Annotated in this window: 1 pseudogene; it reads left to right on the forward strand. The window is 60.6% G+C overall.

Annotated features, from left to right (window positions below):
* Positions 1–418, forward strand: a pseudogene (locus tag NKI95_RS34340) (transposase); the annotation flags it as partial.
* Positions 419–776: the final 358 nt, after the last annotated feature.

The raw sequence follows: 776 nt of genomic DNA on the forward strand, positions 1-776 counted from the left end.
CTTCAAAAGTCGCCAATGGAATGTCGATGCTCAAGCAACTGCGCGGCGTGGGAGCGGACTTTGCCGAGGTGCTTTGGTCCGAGGGACTGTATCGCGAGTTCGCGAACCGAAGGCAGCTTGCCTCCTATGCCGGTCTGACACCGACACCATGGCAAAGCGGATCGATCAGCCGGGAACAGGGCGTATCGAAGGCGGGCAATCCGAGGCTGAGGACGGTGATGGTGCAATTGTCGTGGTTCTGGCTCTTGCATCAACCGCGATCGGCTTTGGCACAATGGTTCCAGGAGCGGGTCGCGCTCGACGGTGGCAGGCGCCGCAATCCGGCCATCATTGCGCTGCGAGAAAACTTCTGATCGCGCTGTGGAAGTATGTTCATCATGGTGCTGTCATCGAGGGCGCTGTCATGAAGCCGGCATGATCAACGTACTTTCTTCCATCCGCCGGGATTGATCGCTCCCGGCCGATCCAGGGCGAACGAACCTCCCACCCCACTTGGCCCAAAATGCCGCCCGGAAGATTGGTCGCGTTCCCCTGAGCCTTGCCGACGAAAGCGGGATGTTGGTGCAGCTGCCACTGTGCAGCGACCGTATGTGAGTTTGGACCGGTGTTGTCACCGCGCCAAGACGACAGGCTCGGACCTTGGATCACAACGCATTGAGGTTGATATGCGAAGACAGCCTTGACGACAAAGTCCCCATGTGAGCGGGGTGGGCGGCGAGTCGCGACCGGAAAGGCCCGCCGTGGGAGGCGGACCGCATCCGAAGGACCGGAACGAA

It is taken from the genome of Mesorhizobium sp. M0306, assembly GCF_040321655.1.
Taxonomy (GTDB): Bacteria; Pseudomonadota; Alphaproteobacteria; order Rhizobiales; family Rhizobiaceae; genus Mesorhizobium.